Source organism: Mycobacterium sp. (assembly GCF_052143115.1).
Taxonomy (GTDB): Bacteria; Actinomycetota; Actinomycetes; order Mycobacteriales; family Mycobacteriaceae; genus Mycobacterium.
Genome location: NZ_JBKQTQ010000278.1, coordinates 1 through 25,119 on the forward strand (window position 1 = coordinate 1; position 25,119 = coordinate 25,119).

The following is a 25,119-nucleotide window of genomic DNA, read 5'->3' on the forward strand; positions in this document are numbered from 1 at the left end:
CTCGCGACCCTTGCGCTCGCGCTCGTCTGCTTCGGGCTTGGCGAGCGCTTGCACGGCAGCGGGTTTGTCACCGCCTTCGTCGGTGGGTTGGCCTACGCAGTTGTTTCACGCCGCAGCGGTACCCAGGCGGCGGCGACACAGGTCTCCGACGCGGCTGGCCAACTTCTGGAACTGCTGGTGTTCGCGCTTTTCGGCGCGGTGGCAGTCGTGCCGGCCTGGCGCGACGCTGGCTGGCGAGTTGTTGTGTTCGCAGCTCTCGCGCTGATCGCGGTACGTATCGCATCACTCGCGATCGCATTGGCCGGTAGCGGTTTGCCGAGGCGCAGCAAACTATTCATGGGATGGTTCGGCCCCCGGGGAATTGGAACACTCGTGCTCGGCCTGATCGTGATCAAGGAAGGCGAGATACAACAGGGCACGTTGATCACTCAGGCCGTGGTTGTGATCGTCACGCTCAGCCTGATCCTGCACAGCATTACCGCTGCGCCGGGCATTCGACTCTGCCAGCAAGAAGACGACACACCAACCGACAGCCCACCGGAACGCCCAACAACGGTGTGATCGCACAGACCCACGACCGCGTCGTGTGGTGCTGGCGCTTCGTGTTGCTGAGGCTCCTGATTAAGCCGCGCACGGCGTGAGCGGCGGTCACTGCCGTCAGCAGTGAATTCCTGAATTGCAGCCCGGTTTCCTGCACCCGGACCTGAAATCGCGCACGGGCGCGGCGGGTCTGACACGATGACGCGGTGTCCGCACCCAACGGTCCCGCCCACGCGGCAGGGCCAAGCCTCCATCAGTTGACGACGCCGCGAGCGGCGGCCGTGGCCGGGGTTCTGTTCGCCTTGCTTTTCGGCGCCACGCTGATCCTGATCCGCTTGAAGATGCCAGAGGGAGTGGGTGACTCGGCGGAATGGCTCGACTCACAAAAAGACGGCATTTTAACGGCGACGAAGCTGATGCCGTTCGCCGGTATCACCTTCCTGTGGTTCATCGGCGTGGTGCGGGACAACCTCGGCCGCTACGAGGATCGGTTCTTCGCATCGGTGCTTTTAGGCAGCGGTCTGCTGTTTTTGGCGATGATGTTCGTCTCGACCGCAGTCGCCGCCGCGCTGGTGGCTACCAATGCGGGCGTCACCGATCCCGCGGCGCATGTCGAGGTGATCGCGTTCGGCAAGATGGTCGTGGTGTCGGCCGCCAAAACCTACGCCATCCGGATGGCGGCGGTGTTCATGATTTCGCTGGCCACCATCTGGCTCAAGACCGGGCTGATGCCGCGGTGGCTCGTCGCCGTCAGCTATCTCGTGGCGCTCGGGTTGCTCATCGCGGGCGACGTCTCTATGTGGCTGACATTGGCATTTCCCGTCTGGGTGTTGGTCGTTAGCGCACTGATTTTGCTCCGCGCGGGCTACATCGACGAACAGCGTGCTGCCCTCGAGTGAGCGCGACTGTGCAAGGTCCTTACGGTGTCTTGCTATGCGCACGCTGAGTGCGAGTTGTGAACGGATAAAGCCGCTTTCGCCTTGATGCCACCGCCGACCCATGTCGCGGTTTATCTCTTGCTGCCGACGGGACCGCCCCGATCAACTTGGCTTGGTTGCCCTCTCCGTCACGAAGACACCTTGCCGACGCCGCGCGAGCGTGCACGAAAGGAGGGTTGAGTTCGAGCAAGGACTAGTGAGCGGCCGCTCAGGTCCGGCTCAGCGGCGTAGCGTCGGTCGTGCGCCCGGCACAGCGGACACGAGGAGAGTGGACACCAATGGCAGATCAGAACAAGCCGAACATCGTGATGATCATGGCCGACGATGTGGGCACCTGGAACCTCAGCGCTTACCATCGCGGCATGATGGGCGGGTCCACGCCCAACATCGACAGGATCGCCAGAGAAGGTGCCCTGTTCACCGACTACTACGGTCAGCAATCATGTACGGCGGGGCGGGCCGCGTTCATTACTGGTCAGAGTCCTTTCCGCACGGGCCTGTTGAAGGTTGGTATGCCCGCCGCCAAACAAGGCCTACAGGATTCAGACCCGACGATCGCCGAGCTGCTCAAGCCCCTTGGCTACGCTTCGGCACAGATCGGCAAGAATCACCTGGGCGACCGCAACGAATACCTGCCCACAGTCCACGGCTTCGACGAGTTCTACGGCATCCTGTACCACCTCAACGCCATGGAGGAGCCGTACGACCCGGAGTATCCCAAGGATCCCGAGTTTCATGCCCGCTTCGGCCCGCGCAACATCCTGGACACCAGGGCAACCAACGTCGATGACCCGACCGAGCATCCGCGTTGGGGCAGGGTCGGCAAGCAGACCATTGCTGATGGCGGGCCCTTGCCTCCGCATCCGGACATGGACCCGGCGGCCAAGACCAACATGGAGGACGTCGACCCGGAGATCGTTCGTCGCTCGCTGGACTTCATCGACCGATCCGTGCAGGCCGACGCGCCGTTCTTCCTGTGGCACAACGCCACGCGATGCCACGTCTGGACTCACCTTTCGCCAAAGCGGCAGGGCAAGAGCGGGTTCGGCCTCTACGCCGATGCGATGATGGAGCTGGATTGGGAGGTCGGGGAGATTCTCAACAAGCTAGACGACCTCGGTATCGCGGACAACACGATCGTGCTGTTCACCAGCGACAACGGCGCCGAGATCTTCAGTTGGCCCGATGGCGGCAACCAACCGTTCCGGGGCGAGAAGGGCAGCACCTACGAGGGTGGATTCCGCGTGCCCATGGTGGCCAAGTGGCCTGGCGTCATCGAGCCCGGCGCCATTGTCAACGAGATCATGGCCCACGAGGATTGGCTGCCAACGCTTCTCGCCGCAGCCGGTCAGCCAGATGTGAAAGAGAATCTCTTGACGGGCCTCGAGACCGGCGACAAGACCTTCAAGGTCCACCTCGACGGCTACGACTTCAAGCCCTACTTCCAGGGTGACGTTGCCGAGGGGCCACGCCGCGAGATCTTCTACTTCAGCGACAACGCCGACCGCATGGCCGTGCGTTACAACGCCTGGAAGCTCAACTTCAAGACCATTGTCGGCAACCTCTTTACCGGCAAAGAGGATTCGACCAACGTTCCCGTGGTGACCAACCTGCGACAGGACCCGTGGGAGCGGTACCAAACTGAAGGCATGCTCTACGGCCGCTGGTGGGGTGAGAAGCTGTGGACCATGCTGCCCGCCATAACCATCGTCGGCGCGTTCTTCGCGACGTTCAAGGAGTACCCGCCCAGCCAGGCGTCTGGCACTTTGAGCGTCGAGAAGGCCCTGACGATGCTGCAAGAGGGAAGCCTTAAGAACTGACCTGGAACCGAGCATGCACAACGTCTACCTCCCTCAGCGCTTCCGAATGGCACCGTCAACGACGTTGTCCCGTCCCTTAACCAGGGCGGGAGCGATCTCGGCCGAGGGGGTGGCAGCGCCGGTGGTGGCAGCGCCGGTGGCGGTGCAGATGGGCGCCACGCCGCCGCCTCAACCCAAAGGCTGAACAGTGGCAGAGCAACCCCTCGACGCCTCCACTCGACTCGCGGCGCAACGCACCCGCCTGGCTCAGGAACGAACCCTGATGGCCTGGATCCGAACGAGTACGTCTTTGATCGCTTTTGGTTTCACAATCTTCAAATTTTTCCAGTACCTCGCAACGAATGAGCGGCGTCGCGAACCGATCCTCAGTCCATGGGTCGTCGGGATGATGATGATGATCCTCGTGGGCCTTACGGGCTTGACCTTGGCGTGGATTCAGCATCGCCAGGAGATGAAGGCCTTAAAGGCAGAAGTCGGACTCATGCCGTACTCGATAGCCGGCACCGTGGCCGGCTTCATCGCCTGTTTGGGTGCCATCGCGCTGATCGCCGTGGCGTTGAAGCTGTAACGGTTCACGGGATTTCCCAGACTGGGCGCAATTCGCGAGGAGTGAAGGGGGCGCAGCCAATCAATGGAGGAACGTTTGGCAAGTCCCGGTCAAATGCGCGCCCTTCAGTGAGGTACAGGATGTTGACGCACTACCGCCGATCCGCTGGACATGGGCGGCGCACACTGGTAATCACGCGAAACCCTCGACCACATATCGCCAGCGTAAATACAAACAACGTCCGGGTTAGCTAGCAAAGGAGCAACGATGAGTACATCGGACCTGCAAGACCTCGACAGCATTGACTTGGCCGACCCCACTGTGTGGGATGACGGCCCTCCTTACGAGTTGTTCGCGAGGATGCAACGTGAGGCGCCGGTGCACTTCAGTCCACAAAACAATGCTCCGGGGGAAGGCGGCTTCTGGTCGATCACCCGGTTCGACGACATCCGCGCCATCAGCCGGGACCACAAAACCTTCTCCTCGGAACGCCGCGGCGTTTTCAACGTCGACGACATGGGTGTCCCGCTGGATCTTCAGCGGCTGCAGTTGATCTCGATGGACCCGCCGCGCCATGATCGGCTCAAGGCGCTCGTCATCAAGGCCTTCACCCCCGAGCGCGTCGCCGCGCACGAGAACGCCATCAAGAAGATCATCAGCCATGTGCTTGACAGCGTCGCCGACCGCGAGCGATTCGACCTGGTCGCCGACGTCGCGCGGCCCATCCCCGCCCGGGTGATCGGCTCGATGCTGGGCACACCACCCGAGGACGACGAAAAGCTGGTGCACTGGACGAACGTGTTCACCGCGTTTGAAGACCCGGTCATTCGTGAGCAATGGAAAGATACTCCCGCGGTCGTCAACGAGATCGTCGAGTACGTCAATAATCGACTGGCGCAACGCCGTGGCTCTGGGGGCGACCAGCTGCTCGACGCCATGATGGACGCCGAAGTCGAGGGCGAGAAACTCAACGAACTGGAGCTCGCCACGTTCTTCATCCTGTTGATGTCGGCGGGCAACGACTCCACTCGGGCGACTTACAGCGCCACGATGCTGGAGTTGCTGGGTAACCCGGAGCTGCATGATCAGCTGCGTGAGCACCCCGAGCTGATCGAGGCTGCGGTGGAAGAGGGGCTGCGCTGCTACCCGGCATTTGCCTTCATGGGCCGCGCGGCAACCCGCGATGTTGAGCTGCACGGTAAGACGATCAAGGAAAACGACCGTCTGCTGCTGTGGTACCTCGCGTCCAACCGCGACGAGACCGTGTTCCCGAATCCCGGCAAGTTCGACATCACCCGCGAGGGTTTGGCCGACCGACACCAGGCTTTCGGCGGGCGGGGGCGTCACTTCTGCCTCGGCGCCAACCTCGCGCGCCTCGAGCTGAAGCTGTGGATTGAGCAGACGCTGGAACGGTTCCCGGACCTCGTCTTGGACGGCGAGCCGACGCGGGTGCGGGCGCTGTTCCTCAACCAATACAAGTCGATCCCGGTCCGACGGACGTGACTGCAACCGAGTCGGCTCGCAGTCGGCCCGCCTACCGCGAGGTCGAGGTCGACCTGGAGGTTCAGCGCCGCGAAGTGCCCGCCGAGGGCGTCATCACGCTGACGCTCGCCGACCCCGACGGCGCGGACCTACCGGAGTGGACGCCGGGCGCACACATCGATCTGCTGATGACTCCGTCGCTGGTACGCCAGTACTCGCTGTGCGGCAACACGTCCAACCGCGCCGAGTGGCGCGTCGGTGTGCTGCTCGATCCGAACAGTCGCGGCGGATCTCAGTTCGTCCACGACAAGCTCCACGAGGGCAGCACGGTGCGGGTTCGCGGGCCGCGCAATCACTTTCCGCTCGTGAGTTCGCCGCGGTATCAATTCATCGCGGGCGGCATCGGCATCACCCCGATGCTCCCGATGATCGAGGCGGCCGAGGCCACCGGCGCCGACTGGCGCCTGCTCTACGGCGGCAGGACACGGGCGTCGATGGCATTTATCGACGAGTTGGAGCGCCACGGCGAGCGCGTGACCATATGCCCGCGGGATGAGCAGGGCGGGAATTTCAGGACGAACCTGGAGTCGGTGCTTTCGGAGGCACAAGCGAGCACCCTCGTGTACTGCTGTGGGCCCGAAGGGCTGCTGGAGGAGGCCGAGAAAGCCTGCGGTCACTGGCCGGATGACACCCTGCACGTCGAACGATTCTCGGCCAAAACGCTCGACGAGCCGTCGCCGGATGCGCTGGATTCGTTCGACGTGGAATGCCAGCGCTCGGGGCTGACTCTGACTGTGCCACAAGACAAATCGGTCTACGAAGTTTGTGAGGAAGCCGGCGTCGACGTGCTCGGCTCGTGCATGGAGGGTGTCTGCGGCACCTGCGAATGCGACGTACTCGAGGGCGAGCCCGACCACCGTGACTCCGTGCTGAACGACGCCGAGAAGGCCCGGGGCGACACCATGATGATCTGCGTTTCGCGCTCCCGCTCAGAAAGGCTGGTGCTCGACCTATGAAACCCAACTATCCATTCAACTGCTGGTATGTGGCCGCGACCAGCGGGGAGGTCGGACAAGGTCTACTTGCTCGGCGCCTGCTCGATAAACCCGTCGTGTTGTACCGCCGCGGGTCGGGCGAGGTCGTGGCGATGGAGGATCGCTGTATCCACCGGGCCTATCCGCTGTCGGCCGGCCGGCGCGACGGCGATCGCGTGGTGTGCGGCTACCACGGTTTCAGCTACGACCCCGACGGCTGCCTGGTCGACGTGCCGTCGCAGGAAAACGTCCCACCGGGGGCGCGGGTACGCGCCTACCCCGTCCACGAGCAGTCGCCGTTCGTCTGGATCTGGCTGGGGGAACCAGGAGCGGCCGCCCTGCGCCCGCCGCCGCGAGTGCCTTGGTACGCCGACGGAGCAGGATGGGCCAGCACCGCCGAAGTGCTGCGCGTCGAGGCCAACTACCTGCTGTTGCACGAGCACTACCTCGATCTCACGGACGTGTTCGTGATGCACCCGGAGGCCGTGCCGCCGGATATCGAGGTGCTGCCACCGCTCGACGAGGTCGAAGTCTCCGAACGGTCGGTCTCCTACTCCCGGACCACGCCTCCCAGCCGGCTCGCCGCCTGGGAGGCCGAGGTCACCGGCCTTTCCGCCGACACCGCGGGCATACGGCGTGAGGAAGGAACGTTTGTCTCGCCGGCCCTGCATGTCCAGCATTACGTCATTGATCCTGAGGACGGAAAAGCGTACGAGCTGTTGCGGATTCAGGGATTCACGCCCGAATCCCCCGCAGCGACTCACGTCTTTCTGCAGATGGCGCGCAACTATGCCATCGACGATGACAGAATCGGCGAATTTCTCCGCACGATGTTTCATGAGTGGGCGGAGCGGGACGCAGCCGTACTGGAGAAGATTCAGTGTCGACTCGGCGAACGCGGCGAGCCCCGGCGCGACATCAACGTAAGAGCCGACCGTGCCGCGGTCCGGGCCCGCCGCATCGCCATGGAGATGGTCGACGAGGAATCCGGCCGCTTCCCACTGAATCGGATCCTCGCCGCATCCAACTAACGGCTCGGTAGCTCGCCGATGGCGAGCTACCGGCGGGGCGAGGGCGAGCTACCGGCGGAGCGGTGGTGTTCGCGAAAGACTCACCGATGGAAGGGAATACGACGCCATGAGTACGCTCGACGGACGCTCGGCGAACACCGCAGACGACTGCGCGTCATGAATGATTCTGCGCCGCAGGCGTGCTCGCGCTATCGCGGACTTTGCAGGACCGCCGCCCCGAGCCACTGGCACAGCAGTAGCGCCACTTCAACGTCAAGCCTCCACGCTACGTGAGCCCCGCATCGACAAGCAGACGTGACAGCCCGAGTTCGGCACACTTCGCGGCTACTGGCGCCAGTTCGTTTCGGGCGTCAGTTGCCCGACCGGCGGCGGTGAGCGTTTCGATGCGGAGCACTTGGGCCTGCAGCGCCGCGAGAGGTCTGCGCTCGCCATCGATTGCGGCTACCAGATCGGCGGCCCGTCGGCATGCTTGCTCGTGGTCGTCCGCAGAATGGCTCGCGGATAACAGGCGAACCGCGGAGTCCTCGTCGAGTTCGGCTGTCATCGTAGCGATTCCATTGTCACGGGGAATGGTGCGGGGCGATCGCAAACCCGCGGCAACCGCCTGAGGTAGCGCGATGCCCAGCCGGATGCGCTCATTGTTGATCCGGGCAGCAAGGCGGGGCAGCCGCAGGTGGACCGCGGCCTTCGCGCCGGCGGCAAGACGATCAGCCGCAGACCCATGATCCCCCTGGGCCGCCTTGATCCGCGCACCAATCACGTACCTGGCGGCCAAGTAATCGACTGTGCCACCGTCGGATCCGAGCAGATAACTCTCCTCCACGAGACGCGTGGCCTCGGCCAGGTCGCCAGTCTCGTAGAGCAATTCGCCGAGAAGCGAACCCGCGAGCCGGGCCGCGTGCGAGTGGAGCCCGACTCCGGTGGCAATCTCGAATGCTTCTCGGAAGTTCATCAGGGCGACGGGAATGTCGAGCTGGTACCTAGCGGCCATGCCGCGGTAGCAGTGCCCAGAGACGGTGGCGAACGGTCCCATCATTTCCTGGTAGGGCGCCACCCAGTCAAGCAGCCGGTGCGCGGCATCGAAATCGAAGCGGCAGATCGCGGCGAACGCCGCGACGTTCCCGGCGACCCCGGGCACCCGCGGATGCAAGGTGTCCGGTCTCGACATTGCCTCGGCGACCAGATCGTCCACACCTTGGATCCGATCGGCGAAGGTTTCGGCGACCGCTCGCAGCACGTCCGCCTCAGCTCGCAGATCCGCACGCATTGCATCGGAGAGGTCCGCGCGGCCCACGGCCGCTTCGAAGCGATTAAGCGCGCTGTCGGCGAGCGCCGAACGCTGCAACAGGATATTCGCCCAGGCAATGACGAGTTGGAGCCGAGCCCGCGGAACCACCAGTTGCGGCGGCAGCTTCTTCACGATTCCGAGCAGCGTCGTCATCTTCGATTGCTCCAACAGGTTCGTCTCATCCTGCTCGACAAGATCAACAGCACGGTCGGGATCGCCCGCAGCCAGCGCATGGTCGACGGCCTCGTTGAGGTCGCCGTTCTCGGCGAACCAGCCCGATGCGGCGCGGTGGAGTTGTTCGATCCGGTCGGGCCGGTCACGTTCGAGGCGACGGCGCAGAAACTCGGCGAACATCTGGTGGAAGCGGAACCAAGGCGGGTCGTCGTCGATCCGCAGCAGGAACAAGCCGCGCTGCTCGACCTCTTCCAGCATCGCCTGCCCGTTAGTTATCCCCGCCAGCACGGCGGCCAGCCCGCCGCAGGTCCGTTCGGTGATCGATGTCACCACTAGGAACTCGCGCAGATCGGGTTCGAGAGTGTCCAGCACGTTCTCGCCCAGGAATTCGCGGATCACGTCGCTGGCACCGGAAAGTCTGCCCGCCAGGGTGCTCGCATCGCTGCCGCCGCGCAGCGACAGTGCGGCCAGCTGCAGCGCTGCCGCCCACCCGTCGGTCGATGTGGTCAATGCCTCCACATCGCCGCGCGACAGCTCTAGGCCACTTGCATCGTTGAGTAACGAGGCCGCCTCTCCGGTGTCGAAACGCAAAGCACCGGAATCGATCTCGATCAATTCGTCGCGGATCCGCAACCTGCCCAGTGGCAATCCGGCGCGAGACCAGCTGGTCACGATGACCTGCAGGTGGTGGCATCCATTGTCCAACAGGAAACCGAGCGCGGCGCTGGTTTGGCTGTCGGACACGCGATGCCAGTCGTCGATCACTACCGCGATCCGGTCGTCCTTTTCGTGGATTTCGTCGATGAGCGACGTCAACACGTAGCGGCAGGCGTCATCGCCGTGCTCTTCGAGCACCTGCCCCAACGACTCGGCGAGCGCGGGACGGACCCGCCGAATCGACTCGAGTAGATGCGCCAGGAACCACACCTCATTGTTGTCGTCGTCGTCGACCGTCAGCCAGGCGGCCGCGACGCCGTCGCTCGAGAGTTCCTCACGCCACTGCGCCGCCAACGTGCTCTTGCCGAACCCCGAGGGTGCGTGGATGAGGATCAGCCGCCGCCGTCCGCCGGCGCGAAGGACGTCGGTGAGCCGGCTGCGGGCGACCAGTGACCTGGTGGGGACCGGGGGCCGGTACTTCGTCCCGGGTGTCGGGGGCGTCTGGAACGTCGGGGTGCTGCCGGTATCCCGATGAACCGAGCGCGCCACGGGCGACTTTCGGTGCTCCAGGCCCAGGTCGACGGGACGGGGCATCTCGTCGACGTTGACGCCGTTGCGTCGCTGAACTGCACGAAGCTCGTCGCCGAATTCTGCCGCGGTCGCCGGACGATCCGCCGGATCCCGAGCCATGGCCCGTTCGATGATCGCGGCCACGTCGGCCGGCAGTCCCTCGGTCTGCAGGTCTGGGGTGGGCTGCGAGGTCACCCGCAGGAACTGAGCGATTACCTGCTCGCCGCTGCGGCGCTCAAACGCGGCATGGCCGGTCAGCGCACAGAACAACGTCGCGCCCAGCGAATACACGTCCGATGCCGGCGTCGGCGATGCGCCCTCGAGAACTTCAGGCGCGGTGAAAGCCGGCGAACCGGTAATCATCCCTGTCGCCGTCTCGAAGCCCCCGGCGATTCTGGCGATTCCGAAGTCGGTCAACTGCGGTTCCCCGTAATCGGTCAGCAAGATGTTCCCGGGCTTCACGTCACGATGCAGTGTGCCCGCGCTGTGCGCGGCTTCCAGCGCACCCGCGAGCTTTACGCCGATAGTGAGCGTCTCGCACCAGTCGAGGGGTCCGTGCCGGCGGATCAGTACCTCCAGCGAATCCTTCGCGTGGTACGGCATCACGATGAAGGGCCGACCACTCGCCAACACGCCCACCTGCAAAACGTTCATGATGTGTGGATGTCCGGAAAGGCGGCCCATGGCGCGCTGCTCGCGCAGGAAGCGGTCGAGATTGTCCGGGTCAAGGTCGGTAGTCAATACCTTGACGGCAACGGCGCGGTCGAGCATGGGCTGGGCGCAGCGGTAGACGACCCCGAATCCGCCGTGTCCGATCTCCTCGACGTTGTCAAATCCCGCCTGACGCAGTTCCGCGGGAATGTCCGGGACCAGGTCCCGCCGTGTCACAAGCGGATCGACGTCGGTCATCGACGGTCACTATCCTCGGCCGGGAGGCTTTTCACCACCAGTTTCATCGACTGTTGACCTCACAATATCGCCGATCGTGCGGCCGGGTATGCGATCGATGCCTTTCGCCTAGGCGGGCGGATCTGGGGATCGCGCGAGTTCGCAGGTTACTTGTGGGCCGACGACGGCGACACCGGTAGGTCGGCTCGGTACTGGCGAGGCGTCTTATCGAACCAGCGTCGACATGAGCGGTTGAGTGCGCTCTGTTCGGAATAGCCGAGCAGGACAGCGATCTGGCCTAGATACAACCCCGGTTCGGCGAGGTATCTCGCCGCTTGATCGCGGCGTTCCCGCTCGATGAGGTCCTGGCATCGCACGCCCTCGGTAGCTAGGCGTCGTTGCAGCGTGCGTGGGTGCATGGCGAGTTGGTCGGAGATGACCTCGGCGCTGCATTGGCCGGTGGGCAGCAGGCGGCGGGCCAACTCGGTCACCTGTTCGGACAGCGCGGCGGTGCTTGGCAGGTAATTGGACTCCAGGTATTTCGTGGCGATGCGTCTGGTTTCCGGATCCGCGTTGTCGATGGGCCTGCCGGCCAGACGACGGGGTACCTCGAACCCGCACCACTGCTGTCCGAACCGCACGGTACAACCCAGCGCGTCGTTGTACGCGGCGTCCGAGCCCAGTTGGTCGTGCATGAATGAGATATCACGGGCTCGTGCCTCCGGTCCGCCCAGAAGGCGGATCATGCGGACTGCGTTGGCCATGCTGAGCTCGTATCCCTGGAGCGGATAAGGAATTGCCGGGTCGGTCACCTGGTAGCTGAACTTGACGTTGGACCCTGCGGTGGTCGGTGAAACAGTCAGCGTCAGGGCGGGCGAATGGACGTATAAATAGCGCCCGATCGCCTCCAACCCGGCGAGCAAGGTCTGAGCGTTGCGCGCGATCACCGCGATGGGGCCGAGGATGTCCAGGCCCTGCCAGCGCGAAAGGCGAAGTCCGAAGTCCGGACAATCGAGCTCGGCGGCGCTGGCATCCAGCATGCGCACGAACGCGTCCAAAGATACGAACGCGTCGTCCTGGTATTCGATACCCGGCGGGATCTCGAAGCGCTTCAGAAAAGGCTGCGGGTCAGCGCGGAGCTCGCGCATCAGATCGCCGTACCCCCAAAGGTTGGTGGCGCGGATGAGGCTGGCCATTCGATCAACTCCCTGTGTCGGGAAATGATAAAAGCATGTCGGAAAGTGTCAAGACCTACGACCCCAGGCTCTGCGATCCTGTTTCTACAACGTCCTGCGAGCACCGCAGGCCAGAAGCGTGAGGGAAGCCATGGCCGCACAACATTTCGACGTCCTGATCATCGGCGCCGGCCTGTCGGGTATTGGTACCGCCTGCCACGTAACGGCCGAGTTCCCGAACAGGACCATCGCCGTGCTGGAGCGACGTGAACGGCTGGGCGGCACCTGGGACCTGTTTCGCTACCCCGGCGTCCGTTCGGACTCCGACATGTACACCTTCGGTTACAAGTTCCACCCGTGGCAGGATGTGCAAGTCCTCGCTGACGGCGCGTCGATCCGCGAGTACATTGCGGACACCGCGGCGGAGTTCGGCATCGACGAGAAGATTCATTACGGCCTTAAGGTCGTGAGCGCAGCCTGGTCTAGCCCCGAGCGGCGCTGGACGGTGACGACCGTTCACGAGGCGACCGGCGAAACGCGCACCTACAGTGCCAATTACCTCATCAGCTGCACCGGCTACTACAACTACGACGCGGGCTACCTGCCGGCGTTCCCCGGCGTGAACCGTTTCGGGGGTCGGTGCATCCACCCACAGCACTGGCCGGAAGACTTGGACTACGCCGGCAAGAAGGTCGTCGTAATCGGCAGCGGCGCAACGGCTGTCACGCTGGTTCCGGCGATGGCCGGCGACGCGGAGCACGTGACCATGCTGCAGCGCTCCCCTTCGTATGTCTTCTCGTTGCCCGCCCTCGACAAGATCTCGCAGTATCTCAGTCGGTTCCTGCCGGACAAGTGGGTATACGCGTCCGCGCGCAAGCGAAACATTGCGATCCAGCGTCAGATGTACCTGGCATGCCGTCGCTGGCCGGCTCAGATGCGCCGACTCCTGCTCTGGCAGGTGCGACGACACGTCGGCCCGTCCGTCGACATGAGCCACTTCACCCCGAAGTACATGCCGTGGGACCAGCGGTTGTGTGCCGTACCGAATGGTGACCTGTTCAAGGTGCTGGCATCCGGTGAGGCGTCGGTCGTCACCGATCAGATCGACACGTTCACCGAGAAGGGCGTCCTGCTGAAGTCAGGACGCGAACTTGAAGCCGACATCGTCGTCACTGCCACCGGCCTGAACGTCCAGATGCTGGGTGGGATGAAACTTTTCGTGGATGGCGAGGCGCGAGAGCTGCACGACCAGATGACTTACAAGGGTGTGCTGGTGGAGAACATTCCCAATCTGGCTTGGATTATCGGATACACCAACGCGTCGTGGACTCTGAAGTCCGATATCGCCGGCGCCTACCTGTGCCGTCTGTTCAAGCACATGGACGACAACGGCCACACGGTAGCAACGCCCCGCGATGTCGAGGACTGCGCGCTCGACATCGGCATGTTCGACCAATTGCAATCCGGTTATGTGCAGCGCGCGAATGACACTCTGCCGCGTCAGGGGTCCAAGCATCCGTGGAAGGTGCTCATGCACTACGAGAAAGACTCGAAGATGCTTCTCGAAGACCCCGTCGAAGACGGCCTGCTGCGGTTCGCCAAAACAGCCGTGGGCACGGCTGTGGCCTGAACAAGCCTGCTCCCAAACATATCTCGCCATCCCCTTAATGAGAGGTCATCGTGATACTCAGTAAGCGTTTGATCCGCGGCGTGCTACGAGGCGCGCGACCACCGTTCGCGTCGCGCCATATGGGCGTGGGCGGGCGGCGCCTGATGCTCGAACTGCTCACGGCCGCGGCCCGCCCTCCCAAAGGCACCCGCTACCAGCGCGTCACCGTCGCGGGCGTCCCGGTCGAGGGGGTGCAGACTCCATCTGGAACCAATGGGACATTGATCTACCTGCACGGCGGCGCGTATGCGCTGGGCAGCGCGAGGGGCTACCGCGGCCTTGTTGCGCACCTCGCCGCGGCGGCCGGTATGACAGCACTCATCCCCGACTACTCCCGCGCACCGGAAGCCCAATACCCGATTGCCTTCGAGGAAATGGTCGCCGTCTACTCCCGGTTGCTCGAGGACGGGCTCGACCCGAAAACTATCGTCATTGCAGGCGATTCGGCCGGCGGCGGCCTAACACTTGCACTCGCCATGGCACTGCGCGATCGCGGGATCGCCGCCCCGGCCGCGCTCGGGTTGATCTGCCCCTGGGCGGACCTGGCACTGGACGTCGACGAGATGCGACCGGTACTGCGCGATCCGCTGATCCTTCCGTCCATGACGGCCGAGTGGGCGCCGCGATATGCCGGGTCATTCGATCCGCGGCTGCCCGGCATCTCTCCGGTGTATGGCGATATGAGGGGCCTGCCGCCGATCGTCATGCAGACCGCTGGCGACGATCCGATCTCCGTCGACGCGGACAAGATCGAAACCGCCTGTGCCGCTACGACAACGGGCCTGCTCGACCACCGGCGGTTCGACAACCTGTGGCACGACTTCCACCTTCAGGTCAGTCTGCTCCCCGAAGCAGCCGAAGCGGTCGCCGACCTTGGTGCGAAACTGCGCAGCCACCTACGTATGCCCACCGAAATCAACGATATCCACAACAACAATGCAAAGGTCGCAACCCAATGAGCTCATTCGAAGGCAAAGTCGCCGTCATCACCGGCGCCGGCTCCGGCATTGGCAGAGCACTGGCCCTCAATCTCGCGACGAAGGGCGCACAGCTCGCGCTCTCCGACATCGACACCGACGGACTTGCCGAAACCGTGCGCCAGGCCGAGGCACTCGGCGCGCACGTGAAGTCCGATCGACTCGACGTCGCCGAGAGAGAGGCCGTGCTGGCCTACGCCGACGCGGTCGTCGCACACTTCGGCACAGTGAACCAGGTCTACAACAACGCCGGCATCGCCTACAACGGTGACGTCGAGAAGTCCGAGTTCAAGGACATCGAGCGGATCATGGACGTCGACTTCTGGGGCGTCGTCAATGGGACCAAAGCCTTTTTGCCGCATGTGATCGCGTCCGGCGATGGGCACATCATCAACATCTCCAGCTTGTTCGGGCTGATCGCAGTGCCCGGCCAAAGCGCCTACAACGCCGCCAAGTTCGCCGTGCGCGGCTTCACCGAGGCGTTGCGCCAAGAGATGCTGGTCGCCAAGCACCCGGTCAAGGTGACATGCGTGCATCCTGGCGGCATCAAGACCGCAGTCGCCCGCAACGCCACCGTCGCCGACGGCCAGAATGCGCAGACTCTTGCGGAGTTCTTCGACAAGTGGCTGCTAATCCATTCGCCGGAAATGGCCGCCGAGACGATTGTCAACGGAGTCCGCAAGGGCCACCCCCGGGTAGTGATCGGCTGGGAGGCCAAGGCCGTCGATGTGCTCGCTCGAATCATCGGCCCGTCCTATCAGCGGATCGTTGCCGCGGGCGTGGCGAAATTCTTCCCGTGGACGAAGTAACCGCATCGCGGTCTAGAAAGGGACAGCACAATGAAAACCACTGCTGCAGTACTGCTTGAGGCGGGCAAGCCGTTCGAACTGATGGAGCTGAATCTCGACGGGCCAGGTTCTGGCGAGGTGCTGATCAAGTACACCGCCGCAGGACTGTGCCATTCGGACCTGCACCTCACCGACGGCGACCTGCCACCGCGGTACCCGATCGTGGGTGGCCATGAGGGATCCGGGGTTATCGAGGAGGTAGGCCCCGGCGTCACCAAGGTCAAGCCTGGCGACCACGTGGTGTGCAGCTTCATCCCGAACTGCGGGACCTGCCGCTACTGCTCGACCGGCCGGCAGAACCTCTGCGATATGGGTGCCACTATCCTGGATGGCTGCATGCCGGACGGCAGCTTCCGATTCCATTCCAACGGAATGGATTTCGGTGCAATGTGCATGCTCGGCACATTCGCCGAGCGGGCCACCATCTCGCAACACTCGGTAGTGAAAGTGGACGAATGGCTGCCGCTGGAGACTGCGGTGCTGGTCGGCTGCGGTGTACCGTCCGGCTGGGGTACCGCGGTCAATGCCGGAAACCTCCGGGCGGGCGACACGGCCGTCATCTACGGCGTCGGAGGCCTGGGCATCAACGCGGTCCAGGGCGCGATCTCCGCCGGCTGTAAGTACGTAGTGGTCGTGGACCCGGTAGCACTCAAGCGCGAGACCGCGCTCAAGTTCGGCGCCACCCATGCCTTCGCCGATGCCGCCAGCGCCGCGAAGAAGGTCGACGAGCTCACCTGGGGGCAGGGCGCCGACGCGGCGCTGATCCTGGTGGGCACCGTCGAAGAAGAGGTTGTCTCGGCGGCGACCGCGGTGATCGGCAAGGGCGGCACCGTCGTCATCACCGGGTTGGCAGACCCAGCCAAGCTCACCGTGCACGTCTCCGGAACCGACCTGACGCTGCACGAGAAGACGATCAAAGGGTCGCTGTTCGGTTCATCCAATCCGCAGTACGACATCGTGCGGCTGCTGCGGCTCTACGACGCCGGTCAGCTGAAGCTGGACGAACTCGTGACTCGCACCTACACCCTCGAGGAGGTGAACCAGGGCTACCAAGACCTGCGGGACGGTAAGAACATCCGCGGCGTGATCGTTCACCGATGCTAGAGGGATAGGGCCGGAAACCACAATTCGGCGAGGACGAGTAGGAGGAGAACCTACTGTGGCCGGGCCCGGGTCGAACCGGCGACCTTCCGCCAGTCAGATCGAACAGACTGCTTCGAAACGGCATTCACGCTGGTCACATCGGATTCTGGCTGCACTGGACAATGACGAATCCTTCGCGCGGTACGGCATCACGATGAAGGGCCGGCCACTCGCCAACACACCCACCTGCAAAATGTTCATGATGTGTGGGTGTCCGAAAAGGCCGCCCGTGAACAGCGCGCGCTGGGGGGCGGGTGATGGCGGAACCACTGTTGTGAACAGCGTCCTAAGGCGTACCTGTTGGCGTGTATGGGCCCCTCGCCGGCATCGGTGAGCGGCCCGAGCTTGGGGTCGTTGCACTGCGCTCAGGTGGCGCCGGGATAAAGCGTGGCGCCCCAGATCTCTGCCAGCACGGACGTGACCGCTTCCGGGCGGGCGTGGTCCATTGTGACGCGCTCCGTCATGTAGTTGACGGTGAGGAGGATCAGCGCGCGTGCGACCTCGGCAGGACTCGCGACTTTCGTGAGGCCCTGACGCTTCTCGCGGCGGATGAGCTTGGCGATCTGATCGATGTACTCCTGGACGATCCCGCCGCGGAAGTACCGCTGAGCAACCTCGTCGTGATGGGAGGCCTCGTTCATCGCCGCCAGCACGTCAGCGTGCCGGCTCCAGATCCGGACGACGTCGAGCAACCCTTGCCGCAAGGCGGCGACGCGATCTGGGTTCTCGCTTTCGAGCCAGGCTCGCGTGGCGGCGAACATCTCCCCCGCGACCCGATCGACGAGGCGCATGACCAGTTCGTTGCGGTCCTTGAAGTAGTTGTAGAAATTCGACCGCCGCATGTTCGCGGCCGCCGTGACGGCATCGACCGTGAGGTCACGGAACCGGATCTCCTTAAGCAGCGCCTCCGCCGCGTCGAGGATCTCGCGCTCGGCGTCCTCAGGCTTGCGTCGTATGCGCCGCTTCGCGGTCATCGATTTCACCGATGTGACCACACGGTCCCGGCGGCCTTTGCACCTGCGATCGTCTCGCGCATGGTCTGCTCCGCGTCGTGGCGCGGGCGCCAGCCGAGCTCGCGGTGCGCCTTTTCGGTGTCCATGGTCTGGGATCGCCGTGCGACGTTGACCCAGGCGAGCTCCTGCGGGAGAAGGCTCCCGAGCCGCGTCACGAACTCGGCCGCCGCCTTGACGGCCAGGCCCGGCAATGGGACCGTCCGCCAGCCGAGCTCGCGCGCGATATCCGTCATCGTGACCATGCCGTCTCCCGCGAGGTTGTAGACGCCCGGGGCTCCGCGGCCCTCGATCGCGGCGACGAGGGCATCGGCGCAGTCGTCGTGGTGCACCGGCTGGATTGAGATCCCGGTCTCCGGTATCACCGGAGATGCACCCGGAATGACCCGGAGGAGGTCTCGTTCCAGCGGCAGGCGCCCGCCGACCTGGACGCGCCGGACGAGGTCGTTGATCAGTGCCGGCGCGTCGCGTCCCCCGACAATGCACGGCCGGAAGATGTACTCTTCGATGCCGGCGTCGTCGACCAGCTCGTGGAACAGCGCCTCGAGCTCGGCCTTCTGCGCCGAGTAGTAGAACTCGTCCGTTCCCCGTATCACGACGTCCTCGGTCAGAACCTCGGGATTGTCGGGGTGAAAGCCGTAGGCCGCCACTGATGACGTGTGGACCAGTCGACGCGGGCCCGCCGCGACCGACGCCTCGAACACGTTGCGGCTGCCCTGCAGGTTGACCTTCCGGGTCTCCTCGCGATCGCCAAAGATGATGAACGCGAGATGCACCACGACGTCCGCGCCGGCGACGAGCTCGTCGACCGTCGAACGGTCCAGCACGTCACCGCGGCGATACTCGACCTTCGTCCAGCCGTGCGCTGCCGGGTCGAACGGCCGTCGCGCCATGCCCAGCACACGCTTGACCTGATCCGAGCGTTCCAGGGCGGCAAGCAGCGAGCGCCCGATCTCTCCGGTGGGCCCGGTCACGGCCACCGTGAGGCCTGTGTCGGGTGTCTGTGCGTCGGTCGGCTTCTTCGTGGAGGGTGCCATGGCCGCGGATGCTAAGCCGTTAACGACGCGGTGTCAATAAGAATCCGGAGGTTTATTGACACTGCGTCATCAAGCGCCTAGCGTCCTCGTAGCGAAGCTGTGCGAGGAGGCTCGAACGCGATGAGAAGACTCAACGGTGTCGATGCACTGATGCTGTACCTCGATGGCGGCAGCGCCTACAACCACACGCTCAAGATCAGCGTGCTCGACCCGTCGACGGATCCCAACGGCTGGTCGTGGCCCAAGGCGCGGCGGATGTTCGAGGAGCGCGCCCACCTGCTTCCGGTCTTCCGTCTGCGGTACCTGCCGACGCCGCTGGGCCTGCATCACCCGATCTGGGTCGAGGACCCTGAATTCGATCTCGACGCGCACGTGCGCCGGGTCGTGTGTCCCGCTCCCGGCGGGATGGAGGAGTTCTGCGAGCTCGTCGAGCAGATTTACGCCCACCCGCTGGATCGCGACCGGCCGCTGTGGCAAGTCTGGGTCGTCGAGGGCCTCGAAGGCGGCCACGTCGCACTCGTGACGCTGCTGCACCATGCCTACTCGGACGGCGTCGGCGTGCTGGACATGCTCGCCGCGTTCTACAACGACACGCCCGACGATGCTGCGGTAGTTCCGCCGACGTGGGCTCCGCAACCGCTGCCGTCGACAAGGCAGCGACTGGGTTGGGCGCTACGAGACCTGCCCTCCAGGCTCCGCCGGGTCGCGCCGACCGCGCGGGCCGTGCGCGATCGGGTGCGCATCGAGCGGGAGTTCGCTAAAGATGGCGAGCGGCGCGTCCCGTCCGCGTTCGACAGCTCCACGCCGCCGGGCCCGTTCCAGTGCGGGCTGTCGCGCAGCCGGCGGTTTTCCTGCGAGACGTTCCCGCTCGCCGACGTTCGCGAGGTGAACAAAACGCTCGGCGTTACCATCAACGACGTCTTCATGGCGTGTGTCGCGGGTAGCATTCGCCGCTACGTCGAGCGTTCCGGCTCACCTCCCGACGAAGCGATGGTGGCCACGATGCCGCTCGCGGTCACTCCGGCGGCCGAGCGCGCCCACCCGGGCAACTACTCGTCGGTCGACTACGTCTGGCTGCACGCCCAGATCGCCGACCCGCTTGAGCGGTTGCGCGCGACAAGCGTTGCCGCCGAGGCGACAAAGCAGCACTTCGCACAGACCAAGGACACCGACATCGCCGCGCTGATCGAGCTCCTGCCCGAACGCCTCATCTCGAGCCTTGCCCGTGTCAATGCGCGGACCAAGGGCCGCTTCGACACGTTCAAGAACGTGGTCGTGTCCAACGTGCCGGGGCCGCGTGAGCCGCGCTACCTCGGCCGGTGGCGCGTCGATCGGTGGTTCTCCACCGGGCAGATCTCCCACGGCGCGACGCTCAACATGACCGTCTGGAGCTACTGCGACCAGTTCAACCTGTGCGTCCTTGCAGACGCCGTCGCAGTTCCCGACACGTGGGAGCTGGTCCGCGGCTTCCGGACCTCGCTCGACGAGCTGCTCGCGGTCGCCCGCGCGCAGGCCACATCCACCCTCTCCTCCGCACCTTCGACCACAGGCACGCCGGCGCACTGATGTTGTTCGATCCGCCCGAGGGCAAGCGGTTCCGGACTTCGCGCACCGTCAGTCCTGAATACACCGCCCACACCAGCAGTTTCACCGGCCTGAATGCTCTTGTAGCACTCGTCAAACAATAAGGACTGCCATGACCCGGATCGCCCCGATGGACCTGTCATTCTTGCTGCTGGAGAGGCCCAACCGGCCATTTCACATGGCTGCCATGACGATTTTCCAAAAACCGAAGGGACAGCAGTCTTCTTTCGGGCCGCGCCTGTTCGACGCCTATCGGCACAGCCAGGCGGTCAAGCCCTTCAATTACAAGCTCAAATGGCTGGGCAAGGATGTCGCGGCGTGGGAAACCGTCGAGCCGGACATGCGGAATCACATCCGGCAGATTGATTTGCCGGCGCCGGGTTCCATGCAGCAGTTTTACGAGACGGTCTCCTTCCTGAACACCAGCCTGCTCGACCGGGGGCACCCGCTCTGGGAGTGCTACATCATCGACGGTATCGAGAATGGCCGGATCGCTGTCGTGCTCAAAGTGCACCACTCGCTCATCGACGGTGAAGGCGGGCTGCGCGTGATGCGCAACTTCCTGAGCGATTCACCACGTAACAAGACGCTGGCCGGTCCCTGGATGGCTTTTGAGAGCGCCGACAAGCCACGCCGGTCGCGCCCCAGCGTTTCGCAAATAGAGCGACTGCAAGGCATGCTCAGGGGACTGACCAAGCTGCCGGCAGATGCTATCGGCGTGGGTAATGACGTGGTAGACCTTGGCGCGCAATTACTGAACCTGAAGCCGCGAAGGGCGTCGCTGCCCTTCACCGCGCGACGGACGCTCTTCAATAACACGGCGAAATCGGCGGCGCGCGCCTACGCGAACATAGAGTTGCCGCTTGCCGACGTAAAGGCCGTGGCCAAGGCGACCGACACCTCCGTCAACGATGTGGTCATGACCATCATCGACGATGCCCTACATCACTACCTTGGCGAACACCAGGTTCCGAGCGACAAGCCTTTGGTGGCCTTCATGCCCATGTCGCTGCGTGACGAATCGGCCGGGGGAGGGGGTAATCAGGTGAGCGCCGAACTGATCCCCATGGGTGCACCCGAGGCGAGTCCCATTGAGCGCCTTAAGGAAATAAACACAGCGACAACGAGTGCAAAGGACAAAGGGCGCGGCATGCAAACGACGTCGCGCCAGGCCTACGCGCTGTTGCTGGCTAGCAGCCTGACCATGTCGGATACCCTGCCCTGGTTCGGAAAGGTGCCGAGCGCCAACCTGGTGATATCGAACATGAAAGGGCCGACCGAGCAGCTCTACCTCGCCGGTGCGCCGATGGTCGCGTTCACCGGCCTGCCCATCCTGCCGCCCGGCGCCGGACTCAACGTCAGCTTCGCAAGCGTGAACACCGACATCTGCCTCGCCATCGGCGCAGCGCCGGAAGCCGTGCACGAACCCTTCCGCCTTGCCGAACTCATTGAGCGGGCATTCCGGGCGCTCCAAATCGACGCTGGCGCAACGAGTCCCACAACGGCAGGTCGCCGCCCAAGCTTGCGTGATCAGAACGTCAACCACACGATATCGAAGTCGAGAACCCCATGAAGAACATTGGCTCCATGCTCAGACAACGCGCAACCGTTTCTCCGCGGCTCGAGGCCTACGTCGAGCCATCCGCCAACGTGCGGATGGACTACACACAGATGAACGCGCTGGCCAACCAATGCGCCAGCGTGCTGACCTCGCTCGGGGTCGGCGAGGGTGACCGGGTGGCGTTATTGATGCCCAATTGTGTCGAGTTCTGCTGCCTGTTCTATGGCGCAGCCAAGATCGGGGCCGTGGCGGTCCCCCTCAACACACGCCTTGCGGCGCCTGAGGTGGATTTCATTCTGTCCGACAGCGGCAGCAAAGTAGTGATCTACGGTGAAGCGTTGGCGACGGTAGTTGACGCCATCAAGGCGGATACCGACTCTTCCTGCACCGTCAGCGACTGGGTACCGGCAGGGGGCAGCACTGACTCTCTCGGCGAACGCCTGAAGGGCGCAGATGCCCACGAACCGGCCGGCGAACACGGTGGATCGGACAACCTGTTCATCATGTACACGTCGGGCACCACCGGACAGCCAAAAGGAGTGGTGCATACCCACGACTCAGTGCACTCGGCGGCGAGTTCATGGTCACTGACGGTCGATGTGCGCTACAAGGACCGCGTACTGCTACCCCTGCCGATGTTCCACGTGGCGGCACTGACGACGGTCCTCTTTTGCGCCATGCGCGGCATCAGCCTGATCTCGATGCCGCAGTTTGATCCGATGAAGGTGTGGTCGCTGATCGTCGATGAACAGGTTTCCATTGGTGGTGCCGTGCCGGCGATCCTGAACTTCATGCGCCAGGTGCCCCAGTTCGCCGAACTCGACGCGCCCGACTTCCGCTACTTCATCACCGGCGGTGCGCCCATGCCCGAGGCCTTGATCAAGATGTATGCCGCCAAGAACATGCAGGTCGTGCAGGGCTATGCGCTCACCGAATCGTGCGGTGGCGGCACCGTGCTGCTCGGCGAAGACGCCCTGCGCAAGGTCGGCTCGGCCGGACGCGCCTGCATGTTCGCAGACGTTCGCGTGCGCAGTGACGATGGCGTGATCAGCGAACGCGGGGAAGGCGAAGTCGTGATCAAGTCCGACTTCCTACTCAAGGAATATTGGAATCGCCCGGATGCCACACGCGGCGCTTTCGATAACGGTTGGTTCCGTACCGGCGACATCGGCGAAATTGATGATGAGGGTTATCTCTACATCAAGGATCGTCTGAAGGACATGATCATTTCCGGCGGCGAGAACATCTACCCGGCGGAGATCGAGAGCGTGATCATCGGCATTCCCGGCGTCAGTGAGGTGGCGGTCATCGGCTTGACCGACGAGAAGTGGGGCGAGATCGCCTGCGCCGTCGTCGTTGCCGACCAGAGCGAGGTCAGCGCGCAACAAATCGTCGAGTTCTGCGAAACAAGACTCGCGCGCTACAAGTTGCCGAAAAAGGTGATCTTCGCCGAGGCCATTCCACACAACCCGACGGGCAAGATCCTCAAGCGGGTGCTGCGCGACCAGTATTCCGTGACAGTCCCGATCTGATGCACAGCTGGCCATAGCTCGAGCGTGTCCAAAGCGAACGACCATTCCGCCGGCCCGCGCACCGAAATCTTCGCAGACTCCGACGCCTGCGTCTCTCCCGTGCTGTCACCATGGCAACCCCACGAATACCCACACAACAAGGCCACGGCACATTCGTGGAGGTCGGCGACGTGCTGCAGCCCGACCCGCACCGAGGTTCAGCCGCAGCGAGAAAGCGCACCCCGTTCCCCTCGACGACGGCGTCAGAGATGTCGCGCAGACGTTGGCGACGTGGGGAACTGCCATTCAGCGCGCCCCGCCTGGCCTCCGCCACCATGCGGCAGTCGCCAGCGCGCAGCTTCGCGATCTTCGATCTTCCGCTGTCCGAGGTCAAGCGCGTGGACGAGCAGGCCGGCGGCAGTATCAACGATGGCGTGCTCAGCGTGTGTGACCACGCCATGCAGCGATATCTCACCGAGTAGGGCGACCCCGTCGCGCGCCCGCTGATCGCCTCGATGGCCGTCTCCACACGCGGGGTTGGCGGGATACAAGCGCCCGCGCGTCGTTGTCCAGGTCGACGCAATCAAGCGCGCCGCCAACGGAAAGCCCGACTACGCGTGGGCGCGCGATGCCGTGCTCCGCGAAGTCGAGCGGGCAGGCTCGCCTGGCCTGAGCGCCGCTCCTTCAGACGGAACGCGAAGTGTCTGTCGTAGTTTCTTACGACGCTGCGAGCCGCACGATGCCGGGAACGAGGTAACGCGCAAAGTACGCGCGCAAGCCTTCGTCGTTGTCGAGCGGGATCGGGCCCTCCGGTGTGAGGATCAGCGACACCCCCAGGCGCGTAATCCCCTCAGCCACCATCTCGGCGTCCTCGTCGCTGAGCGGCCCACCGCCGCTGGCGCCGAGCCAGTCCGCGATGGAGCGCCGCACGACCGCGATCACGCTCGCGCCGTCGGTTGTGAGCGTTCGCAGGAACGACTCGGGTTCGATCCTCAGCACCTTCGCGAATAGGGGGTGGTCACGTAGTTCTTTCACCGCTACGACGAGCGCCTCGGTAAGCCCGGTCTCAAGGTCGCGCGCGCTCTCGAACACCGCCTGGACGCGCTCGGTCGCCTGTCCGACAACCCGGAGCATGACGGTCTGCACGAGCCGGTCCTTGCTGTCGAAGCGCCGGAATACCGTCGTGCGCCCGACTCCTGCCGCGCGGGCGATGTCGTCCATCGAGGTCCGACGGATCCCAAGTTCGGCGAAGCATGCAAGCGCGGCTTCGACGATCCGTTCCCCGGCTTCGTCGGAATCCTGGTCTGGCACAGGCCAACGATATGACAGGTCAAGCCCGGTCGAGGACAACGCGTCCGCCGTGCTTGGGGACAAGCGAGATGTTCATCCGCACCGCCGATTCGACGGGGGTGGCCGCCACGCGGAAGCGTGCGTGGCGAAGGATCGTCCGCAGGATCACGCGGACCTCGAACAGCGCGAAGGACGCGCCGAGGCAACGGCGTGTGCCTCCCCCGAACGGGATCCACTCATAGGTCCCGGGTCGTGTGCCGATGAAGCGCTCCGGCTGGAATCGGTCGGGCTCGGGGTAGAGGTCCGGCCGGCGGTGCAGGGCGTAGGTGAAGGGCATGACGATGC

21 protein-coding genes and 1 pseudogene are annotated in these 25,119 nt (G+C 64.2%); 15 read left to right on the plus strand and 7 right to left on the minus strand.

Translation table 11 applies throughout. From position 1 onward, the window contains the following. From ACLQI9_RS27035 to ACLQI9_RS27065, 7 genes are all read left to right on the plus strand, one after another. Nucleotides 1-561, plus strand: a 561-nt coding sequence (locus tag ACLQI9_RS27035; RefSeq protein WP_442392422.1) for a cation:proton antiporter domain-containing protein, incomplete at its 5' end; no start/stop codon positions are given. 185 nt (nucleotides 562-746) lie between these two features. Beyond that, the gene (locus ACLQI9_RS27040) at nucleotides 747-1,439 is read left to right on the plus strand and encodes a hypothetical protein (protein ID WP_442392423.1); all 693 of its coding nucleotides are present in this window, start codon (nucleotides 747-749) and stop codon (nucleotides 1,437-1,439) included. Between the two features lie 317 nt (nucleotides 1,440-1,756). Continuing rightward, a complete protein-coding gene (locus ACLQI9_RS27045; RefSeq protein WP_442380817.1) occupies nucleotides 1,757-3,298 on the plus strand; it encodes an arylsulfatase in 1,542 nt (513 codons plus the stop codon). A gap of 187 nt (nucleotides 3,299-3,485) precedes the next feature. After that, nucleotides 3,486-3,866, plus strand: coding sequence for a YidH family protein (locus tag ACLQI9_RS27050; RefSeq protein ID WP_442380820.1), 381 nt, complete (start codon nucleotides 3,486-3,488; stop codon nucleotides 3,864-3,866). 246 nt (nucleotides 3,867-4,112) lie between these two features. Beyond that, complete coding sequence (locus tag ACLQI9_RS27055) at nucleotides 4,113-5,348, plus strand: cytochrome P450 (RefSeq protein WP_442380822.1); 1,236 nt, start codon at nucleotides 4,113-4,115, stop codon at nucleotides 5,346-5,348. After that, nucleotides 5,345-6,343, plus strand: a complete 999-nt coding sequence (locus ACLQI9_RS27060) for a PDR/VanB family oxidoreductase (RefSeq protein ID WP_442380824.1) — start codon at nucleotides 5,345-5,347, stop codon at nucleotides 6,341-6,343. The genes ACLQI9_RS27055 and ACLQI9_RS27060 overlap by 4 nt, the downstream gene beginning before the upstream one ends. After that, on the plus strand, nucleotides 6,340-7,392 hold the full coding sequence (locus tag ACLQI9_RS27065) for a Rieske 2Fe-2S domain-containing protein (protein WP_442380826.1): 1,053 nt from the start codon (nucleotides 6,340-6,342) through the stop codon (nucleotides 7,390-7,392). Before ACLQI9_RS27060 ends, ACLQI9_RS27065 begins: the two co-directional genes overlap by 4 nt. Before the next feature lie 265 nt (nucleotides 7,393-7,657). Here the strand turns inward: ACLQI9_RS27065 and ACLQI9_RS27070 are convergent, their stop codons facing one another. Together ACLQI9_RS27070 and ACLQI9_RS27075 are read right to left on the minus strand one after the other, a co-directional pair. After that, nucleotides 7,658-10,990 (minus strand): protein kinase domain-containing protein, encoded by a 3,333-nt coding sequence (locus ACLQI9_RS27070; protein WP_442380828.1) that lies wholly within the window; start codon nucleotides 10,988-10,990, stop codon nucleotides 7,658-7,660. 146 nt (nucleotides 10,991-11,136) lie between these two features. Then, nucleotides 11,137-12,165: an AraC family transcriptional regulator gene (locus tag ACLQI9_RS27075; protein ID WP_442380830.1), complete on the minus strand. Its 1,029-nt coding sequence runs from the start codon at nucleotides 12,163-12,165 to the stop codon at nucleotides 11,137-11,139. A 130-nt stretch (nucleotides 12,166-12,295) separates the two neighbouring features. On the opposite strand from ACLQI9_RS27075, the gene ACLQI9_RS27080 reads away from it, so the two are divergent. Genes ACLQI9_RS27080 through ACLQI9_RS27095 form a run of 4 tightly spaced genes read left to right on the plus strand, consistent with a single transcriptional unit; the run spans nucleotide 12,296 to nucleotide 16,742 of the window. Then, nucleotides 12,296-13,774, plus strand: a complete 1,479-nt coding sequence (locus tag ACLQI9_RS27080) for a flavin-containing monooxygenase (RefSeq protein ID WP_442380832.1) — start codon at nucleotides 12,296-12,298, stop codon at nucleotides 13,772-13,774. A 50-nt stretch (nucleotides 13,775-13,824) separates the two neighbouring features. Then, complete coding sequence (locus ACLQI9_RS27085) at nucleotides 13,825-14,772, plus strand: alpha/beta hydrolase (protein ID WP_442380834.1); 948 nt, start codon at nucleotides 13,825-13,827, stop codon at nucleotides 14,770-14,772. Beyond that, on the plus strand, nucleotides 14,769-15,599 hold the full coding sequence (locus ACLQI9_RS27090) for an SDR family NAD(P)-dependent oxidoreductase (protein ID WP_442380836.1): 831 nt from the start codon (nucleotides 14,769-14,771) through the stop codon (nucleotides 15,597-15,599). The genes ACLQI9_RS27085 and ACLQI9_RS27090 overlap by 4 nt, the downstream gene beginning before the upstream one ends. 30 nt (nucleotides 15,600-15,629) lie before the next feature. Beyond that, nucleotides 15,630-16,742 carry an NDMA-dependent alcohol dehydrogenase gene (locus tag ACLQI9_RS27095; RefSeq protein WP_442392424.1) on the plus strand — a complete coding sequence of 371 codons (1,113 nt, stop codon included), beginning with the start codon at nucleotides 15,630-15,632 and terminating at the stop codon, nucleotides 16,740-16,742. A gap of 165 nt (nucleotides 16,743-16,907) precedes the next feature. Here the strand turns inward: ACLQI9_RS27095 and ACLQI9_RS27100 are convergent. The 3 genes and pseudogenes from ACLQI9_RS27100 to ACLQI9_RS27110 form a co-directional block, all read right to left on the minus strand. After that, nucleotides 16,908-17,027 (minus strand): annotated as a pseudogene (locus tag ACLQI9_RS27100) (hypothetical protein); the annotation flags it as partial. A gap of 119 nt (nucleotides 17,028-17,146) precedes the next feature. After that, nucleotides 17,147-17,755 carry a TetR/AcrR family transcriptional regulator gene (locus ACLQI9_RS27105; RefSeq protein WP_442380048.1) on the minus strand — a complete coding sequence of 203 codons (609 nt, stop codon included), beginning with the start codon at nucleotides 17,753-17,755 and terminating at the stop codon, nucleotides 17,147-17,149. Between the two features lie 5 nt (nucleotides 17,756-17,760). Beyond that, on the minus strand, nucleotides 17,761-18,828 hold the full coding sequence (locus tag ACLQI9_RS27110; protein WP_442380047.1) for an NAD-dependent epimerase/dehydratase family protein: 1,068 nt from the start codon (nucleotides 18,826-18,828) through the stop codon (nucleotides 17,761-17,763). A gap of 120 nt (nucleotides 18,829-18,948) precedes the next feature. Here ACLQI9_RS27110 and ACLQI9_RS27115 point away from each other — a divergent pair, with 120 nt between their 5' ends. The 4 genes from ACLQI9_RS27115 (at nucleotide 18,949) to ACLQI9_RS27130 (ending at nucleotide 23,966) form a co-directional block, all read left to right on the plus strand. After that, nucleotides 18,949-20,394, plus strand: coding sequence for a WS/DGAT/MGAT family O-acyltransferase (locus tag ACLQI9_RS27115; protein WP_442380045.1), 1,446 nt, complete (start codon nucleotides 18,949-18,951; stop codon nucleotides 20,392-20,394). A gap of 130 nt (nucleotides 20,395-20,524) precedes the next feature. After that, on the plus strand, nucleotides 20,525-21,985 hold the full coding sequence (locus ACLQI9_RS27120) for a WS/DGAT/MGAT family O-acyltransferase (protein WP_442380043.1): 1,461 nt from the start codon (nucleotides 20,525-20,527) through the stop codon (nucleotides 21,983-21,985). Continuing rightward, entirely contained in the window at nucleotides 21,982-23,505 is a 1,524-nt protein-coding gene (locus ACLQI9_RS27125) for an acyl-CoA synthetase (protein ID WP_442380041.1), read from the plus strand. Before ACLQI9_RS27120 ends, ACLQI9_RS27125 begins: the two co-directional genes overlap by 4 nt. 110 nt (nucleotides 23,506-23,615) lie before the next feature. After that, complete coding sequence (locus ACLQI9_RS27130; RefSeq protein WP_442380039.1) at nucleotides 23,616-23,966, plus strand: wax ester/triacylglycerol synthase domain-containing protein; 351 nt, start codon at nucleotides 23,616-23,618, stop codon at nucleotides 23,964-23,966. Between the two features lie 235 nt (nucleotides 23,967-24,201). Here ACLQI9_RS27130 and ACLQI9_RS27135 read toward each other — a convergent pair whose 3' ends face one another. Then, on the minus strand, nucleotides 24,202-24,795 hold the full coding sequence (locus ACLQI9_RS27135; RefSeq protein WP_442380050.1) for a TetR/AcrR family transcriptional regulator: 594 nt from the start codon (nucleotides 24,793-24,795) through the stop codon (nucleotides 24,202-24,204). A 19-nt stretch (nucleotides 24,796-24,814) separates the two neighbouring features. Next, on the minus strand, nucleotides 24,815-25,119 hold a 305-nt coding region (locus ACLQI9_RS27140), incomplete at its 5' end, for a cytochrome P450 (protein WP_442380037.1).

Coding starts and splice junctions, on each gene's coding strand:
- ACLQI9_RS27045 (WP_442380817.1), top strand. CDS start 1,757: ATGGCAGATCAGAACAAGCCGAACATCGTGATGATCATGGCCGACGAT.
- ACLQI9_RS27055 (WP_442380822.1), top strand. CDS start 4,113: ATGAGTACATCGGACCTGCAAGACCTCGACAGCATTGACTTGGCCGAC.
- ACLQI9_RS27065 (WP_442380826.1), top strand. CDS start 6,340: ATGAAACCCAACTATCCATTCAACTGCTGGTATGTGGCCGCGACCAGC.
- ACLQI9_RS27070 (WP_442380828.1), bottom strand. CDS start 10,990: ATGACCGACGTCGATCCGCTTGTGACACGGCGGGACCTGGTCCCGGAC.
- ACLQI9_RS27075 (WP_442380830.1), bottom strand. CDS start 12,165: ATGGCCAGCCTCATCCGCGCCACCAACCTTTGGGGGTACGGCGATCTG.
- ACLQI9_RS27080 (WP_442380832.1), top strand. CDS start 12,296: ATGGCCGCACAACATTTCGACGTCCTGATCATCGGCGCCGGCCTGTCG.
- ACLQI9_RS27090 (WP_442380836.1), top strand. CDS start 14,769: ATGAGCTCATTCGAAGGCAAAGTCGCCGTCATCACCGGCGCCGGCTCC.
- ACLQI9_RS27095 (WP_442392424.1), top strand. CDS start 15,630: ATGAAAACCACTGCTGCAGTACTGCTTGAGGCGGGCAAGCCGTTCGAA.
- ACLQI9_RS27105 (WP_442380048.1), bottom strand. CDS start 17,755: ATGACCGCGAAGCGGCGCATACGACGCAAGCCTGAGGACGCCGAGCGC.
- ACLQI9_RS27110 (WP_442380047.1), bottom strand. CDS start 18,828: ATGGCACCCTCCACGAAGAAGCCGACCGACGCACAGACACCCGACACA.
- ACLQI9_RS27115 (WP_442380045.1), top strand. CDS start 18,949: ATGAGAAGACTCAACGGTGTCGATGCACTGATGCTGTACCTCGATGGC.
- ACLQI9_RS27120 (WP_442380043.1), top strand. CDS start 20,525: ATGACCCGGATCGCCCCGATGGACCTGTCATTCTTGCTGCTGGAGAGG.
- ACLQI9_RS27125 (WP_442380041.1), top strand. CDS start 21,982: ATGAAGAACATTGGCTCCATGCTCAGACAACGCGCAACCGTTTCTCCG.
- ACLQI9_RS27130 (WP_442380039.1), top strand. CDS start 23,616: ATGGCAACCCCACGAATACCCACACAACAAGGCCACGGCACATTCGTG.